This window comes from Candidatus Hydrogenedentota bacterium (genome assembly GCA_035416745.1).
GTDB lineage: Bacteria > Hydrogenedentota > Hydrogenedentia > Hydrogenedentales > SLHB01 > UBA2224.
This window is the reverse complement of record DAOLNV010000080.1, coordinates 1,501-7,374: the sequence shown is the minus strand read 5'-3', so window position 1 is coordinate 7,374 and position 5,874 is coordinate 1,501. Positions and strand designations below refer to the sequence as shown.

The window sequence follows — 5,874 nt, the reverse complement described above, 5'->3', positions numbered from 1 at the left end:
AAGAGCCCGGGTCAGTCCCGAACGCGAAACACGCCACGCGAAAACCCCGAAATAGCCGGGTTTTACGCAACTGAAACCTCTTCACGGGTTGAGGCGTCTAATTGAATTGACGAGGCTTGAAAAGTGCGCTGAGACCACGCGCGTGTACGAGGAGAAGGACTGAACCCGCCTCACCAAAGCCCCAGTCCCGGTTTATCAATGGGACGCAGCTTTGCGTTTCGGCAGCTTGCGCTGGGGAAGGCCCGCCATAGGTTCGAAGTGAGCCGTTACTCGCCAGCCCGATAGGCAGCGGTCCTGACGAGCGACCATCTGGCGGGGGATCGTGGAGCACATATTGCTGCTTGCGCGATGGCCTGCAATACGGCTTTCGCTCAATATCCCGTGTGGAGAGAAGAAAATGGTACTGAGAAGACTGCTACAACCGCATACGATCGAAATCTCGACCGGCTACCTCGATAAGTGGTCGGCTATCGAGCGTCTTGCCGATCTCATTGTCAGTAGCGGAAAGGCCACCGACCGCGATACCCTGCTTTCGGCGATTCTGGACCGGGAAAGACGGGGCAGCACTGGTTTCGGGCACGGTATTGCCATTCCCCGTGCCCGGACAGAAATCGTTCGCGAGGTCGGCGCCGCCCTGGGCATCTCCGCGCCGGGCATGGATTTCGATTCAACCGACGGAAGGCCCTGCCACCTTGTCTTTCTGATCGTCGCTCCGCCTCACGAACCGACACAATACCTCGAGGCGCTGGCCGCCGCGGCTGCCCTCAGGCAGCGCCCGAGCCTGATCGCCCGGTTGAAAGAGGCTGGCTGCGTGGACGACGTCCTTGCTTCCATTAATGCCTCAGGAAAAGGTCGGAACTGACGCAGGCACGCGAGGGGACCGACCCAAGGTTTTGCGCAGCAAGACCGCGTGGTCTGGCCCAAACGTGTTTGGGATCCTGTCCGCGCGCTCTTTGCTGCGTCGTGGTCTCCTGATCGCGCCACTCCCCTATGGCGGGGCCGCTTGTGCTATGGCACAATGGACACGCGCTGCCGGCTTCCGGCAAGAGCCGCCGCCATGGCCACGGGAATCCCAGCGTAAAGGAGATCGGGGACAATGCAGAAATCTCTGTTCACAGCCGCGCTCGCCTTCCTGTTTGCCGCATCGGTTTCGCCTTCCGCTCACGCGGCCGAGGCCGCCGTGGTTGTCGCGCCGGACGCGACGGACCTCGAACGCTTCGCCGGCGCGGAATTGTGCCGTTACCTGGGGGAGATCTTTGCTGTCACGGCATCGCCCGCCGAGGAAGCAGGCGGCGCATCAACGGTCTTTGCCGTAGGCCTTCCCGAGCGTCCGGCGGTACGCGAAGTGTGGGCGCCCGAGGGGGCGCTTGAGCCACAAGAGATCTGGATTCACCCCGTTCCGCAGGCCGGCGGCGGTAAGGCCGTCATCACGGGCGGCAGCCCGGTGGCGGTGCTGTGGGGCGTTTACGAACTGGCTGAGCGATGGGGAGTGCGGTACCTGGTGCACGGCGACGTGCTGCCGGAAAACCCCGGCGCGCTGACATTGCCCGGCGCCGACATCCGCCTCAGGCCCAACATGCGGACCCGGTGCTGGCGGCTTGTCAACGACCTGGCCACGGGCCCGGTATCGTGGAGCCTGGAGGAAAACCGCCGGTTTCTTCATCAGATTGCCAAGATGAAATACAACCGCGTGTTTCTGTCCTTCTGGCCCAGCCAGCCGTTCGTGCGGTACTCGTTCCAAGGCATGGAGAAGCCCCCGGCCACGCTGTATTTCGGCGCACGGTACCCCATCGACGAGGATACCGTCGGCCGCGAGAAACTCGAAGGCATGACGGAGTTCACCAATCCCGACTTCGTGGGTGCCGCATCGCCCCAGGACCTGGTGAATCGGGCTGAGAACCTGGCGCACGGCATCCTCGAACAGGCGCAGGCCCTGGGCATGGAAACGGGCATCGCGATATATCCGTTCGAATGGCCCAAAGAATTCATGGCCGTGATGCCGGGCAGTGCGCCGGTCACCCAGCTCGGCGACCTTACCGCAGGCCCCGGCGCGGACCAGTCCATGGACGATCCCCTTTTGCGCGAGATGGCCGCCACCATCGTCCGCGCCTATGTCGAGACCTACCCCGAAGCGGAGTACCTCCACATCGGCATGCCCGAACATCGCGGATGGACCGGCCGGGCCGCCGAAGCCTATGCAGCGCTCACGCAGCGCTATGGCTCAGAGGGACTGGGGACATTCGAGGAACTCTGCGCGAAGGCGCGGGGCCGTTCCTCCTTCCCTGGGGGTGGCGAACGTGTCGAGACCATGCTGAAAGGCGATCTGGCCTCCTTGGCATTCTTCGACTCGCTTATGCGGGAACGCGGCCTTCTGGCGCGCCCCGGGGGCCGGAGTCCCGCGAGAATGGTCTACAACGGCGTCGTGGAGGAGTTGTTTCCCCTGCTGGCGCGCATGGCGCCCGAGGGCGGGGAGGTGCTCAGTTTCGTTGACTACACGGCAAGCCGCCAGTTGCGCCAGGTGGAACTCATCCGCCAGGAACCGCCTCGAGACCTGCCCGCGAACCTGATTTTCACCCTTGCCGACGACAACGTCGGCGTGCTGCCGCAACTGGCCACGGGGTCGCTCCACCGTGTCATGCAGGAACTGCGGGCTCACGGCTGGAGCGGGTTCTATACGCGGTATTGGACCGTCGGCGACCTCGACCCGACCGTGTATTACCTGGCGCGCGCGAGTTGGACCGACCTGGGCGCCAACGCGCCCCTCACGCCGGACCCGGAATCCGCCTGCCGCGAGCTTGTCGCCGGCGCGTGCGGTCCGGACAGCGTTACCCCCGCAGTGCAGGCATTCCAAATCATCGAAGAAATCACGAAGGGCCTCGACGAACACGGTTTGGGCTTTGGGTTCCCCGTTTCCGGCATGATGACGAAACATTACGATGCTGGCGGCCTCTCCGACGCGATCAAAGCCGACCGGGAACAATACGCGGAGGCATTGTCGCTGATGACGGCCGCGCGTGACGCATGCGCCGCCAACGGACGGCGTTTTGCGGACTATCACGTGGGGCGGCTGACCTTCGCGACCAAGTATCTCGATGCCGCGCAGCACTTCGGAGAGACGGCGGCCGCCGAGAAGGCAGGCGATATACAGGCGGCCACGGACCATATTGCGCAAGCCTGCGAGGAGATTCGCGCTGCTATCCAGGCATGGGCGGACGTTGCCCGCGACCACGGTGACCTTGGCGCGGTTGCCCTGCTCAACGAATACGCGTACCGGCCCATCCGCGACAAACGCGCGCAATTGGAGGAAATGGCAAAGCGGCCGGCGGCAGGGTTTGCCCCGCCCGATTACAGCAAGTACCCGGCCGGCCTCGCGGGATATACGGGCATGAATCTCCAGGAGATTGCCTGTTGGTCGCGGCAGCCGGCGGTCAGGGCGCGCATCGGCGAGCGGGGGCTTTACAAGACGGGCTTGACGCGTCTGGCCAACGGCGACGTGCTGGCGTGCCCCTGCTACCAGGCCGACGACGGCAAATGGCGCATCACGGTCTTTAGATCGTCCGACGCGGGCGAGACCTGGCAGCGTATCGAGACCGCCGGCAGCGAGCTGCTCGGCAAAGAACCGGCGATCCTTGCGCTTACCGACGGCGTTGTGCTGCAAATCTCCTCGCACCCCCACGGGTTCCGCGTTTCACGCTCCGGCGACGGCGGCGTCACGTGGAAGACGTTCCCCATCGGCGAAACCACGGAAGAAGCCACGTTTGGGCCGGGGTATTCCATGATCCGGGACGTGCTGACATCTCCCGACGGGACCCTCACGCTCCTCATGTCCCGCGGCGTGTACTATGACCCGGCCGCGCCACCCTCGCAAGCGTGGCTCTACACGTCGCAGGACGGCGGTGCGACGTGGGCCGAGGCGTTGGCTGTCAAGGCGTGGGATTCTCCATCTCCTATGTTTGACGAAGCTTCCCTGGTAAGGCTCCCGAACGGCAATCTGCTGGCGTGCAGCCGGCTGAGCGGGGATCATCCGCGGTCCGGCGCCTCTCCGCCGCGCGGTACTCCCACCCCGGGCGGCGACGAATCCGGCGACCACATGGTGCTGTGGGAGTCGGCGGACAACGGCCTGACCTGGGAGGGCCCGCGCGACTTTCTTGCTTACAGCGAGGTCCATGGCCATCTGCTGGTGCTGAAAGACGGGCGAATCCTTTGTAGCTACGCGTCGTATCATCTTCCCTTTGGCGTGTATGCCATCTTGAGCGAAGATAACGGCAAGACGTGGGATTTCGGGCATCCGATCATGCTGGCGCTCTCGATGAACTGTTATACGGGCTGGCCTGCATCGGTCCAGTTGCCGGACGGGCAGATCCTCACCGCCTACGCGGTCACCGGGTACCTGGAAGGCGAGGGGGCGAGTCTGATGCGGCCGGGCAAGGGCGACACGGTGGCGGAGTCCGTTCGTTGGGCACTTCCCCCCGCAACCACGAGGTGAACCGTCATGAAGACGACGCGGCGACAGTTCTTGAAACGCGGCGCGTACGGGTGTGCAGCCGCGGCGGCTTTCCCATATCTCTCATTCGGAGCGGTTGCGAACGCGGAACGCAAACAGCTCGCCAACCGCAAGCGGCGGATCATTTTCAACGACGACGGCGACGACGTCTGGGCGCCTGAGGCCGCCACGCCGGAGGGGTTCGTTGGCGTCCGCCTTATTCACATGCGCGGCACGCAGGCGGACACGCTTTTCTATTGCACAACCCAGTCGTTCAATTATTTCACGCACGCCACGAACGTTGGCGAGGTGTTCACAAAACAGGAAGGGCCCTTCGAACACAACAACATGCGCGTCTTGATGGAGCGGGGTACCGACCCGCTCAAGCTTGCCGTCGAATTCGCCCATGCAAACGGGTACGAGGCGTTTTGGACGCTGCGCATGAACGATATCCACGACGCGTTCACGCCGCCCCTGTGGCCGCAGTGGAAAACCGAACATCCGGAAACCGTGTTGGGCGTTTCTGGGGACTGGACTTCCGCCCCGCCTGGCGGACAGCGCCGCTGGGGGTCGGGCGTTGATTTTGCGCTGCAAAGTGTCCGCGACCGCGCCGTTGCCCTCGTGGCGGAGGTGGCGCGCAATTACGACGTCGACGGCATCGACCTGGATTGGATGCGCCATCCCATTTTCTTCAAAGAGACGCTGGACGGACAACCGGCCACCCCCGAGCATACCGCGGCGTTGACCGATGTGGTGAGGCAATGCAGAAAACTTGTCGAGGACGCAGGCGCGGAGCGCGGGCGGCCCATGCTGCTTTCCGTGCGGGTGCCGTTGACCGTCGAAAAGGGGTTATACATCGGGGTCGACACCGGGACCTGGCTGGCGGAAGAGCTGCCCGACTTCGTCACAACCGGCGGCGGGTACATTCCTTTTTCCATGCCCGTGCGTGAAGTAGCCGCCCTTGCGGCCCCTCGCGAAATCCCCGTGTATCCCTGCATCAGCTGTTCGGGGATGTTGCGCCGCGCGCCATACGGCCCCGGCATTCCCTACGGCATCGAAGGGTGGCGCGGGGCTGCCGCGAACGCGTTTCGCAACGGCGGCGCCGGCATCAGCCTGTTCAACTTGTTCCCCGCGCCCGGCCAAGACGGCCACAACGCCTTTGTGCGCGCGGTCTTCTCGGAAATTGGCGAGCCGCAAACCCTCGCTGGGAAAGACAAGCTCTTCTGTCTTGATACCGCCGCGCATCTGGACGGTTGCGGCTACACCAACCATGTCGTGCCTTACGCACAATGCTTGCCGAAACCTCTTCTTGCGGACGGGGCGCTCGAAGTGGCGTTGCCGGTGGGGGAGGAGGTGTCGCGAGCGGCATCCCTGCGGATGCGCCTCCAGAC

Annotated in this window: 3 protein-coding genes; all 3 read left to right on the top strand. The window is 64.1% G+C overall.

Annotated features, from left to right (window positions below):
* Nucleotides 1–397: 397 nt before the first annotated feature.
* Entirely contained in the window at nucleotides 398–862 is a 465-nt protein-coding gene (locus tag PLJ71_18475; GenBank protein ID HQM50680.1) for a PTS sugar transporter subunit IIA, read from the top strand.
* Nucleotides 863–1,096: 234 nt separating this feature from the next.
* Nucleotides 1,097–4,486 carry an exo-alpha-sialidase gene (locus tag PLJ71_18470; GenBank protein HQM50679.1) on the top strand — a complete coding sequence of 1,130 codons (3,390 nt, stop codon included), beginning with the start codon at nucleotides 1,097–1,099 and terminating at the stop codon, nucleotides 4,484–4,486.
* 6 nt (nucleotides 4,487–4,492) lie between these two features.
* Nucleotides 4,493–5,874 (top strand): twin-arginine translocation signal domain-containing protein (locus PLJ71_18465; protein HQM50678.1); only part of this gene is annotated, 1,382 nt, incomplete at its 3' end.

What these genes read in the sequence shown, in the direction of transcription:
- PLJ71_18475 (HQM50680.1), top strand. Translation starts at nt 398, where the DNA reads ATGGTACTGAGAAGACTGCTACAACCGCATACGATCGAAATCTCGACC.
- PLJ71_18470 (HQM50679.1), top strand. Translation starts at nt 1,097, where the DNA reads ATGCAGAAATCTCTGTTCACAGCCGCGCTCGCCTTCCTGTTTGCCGCA.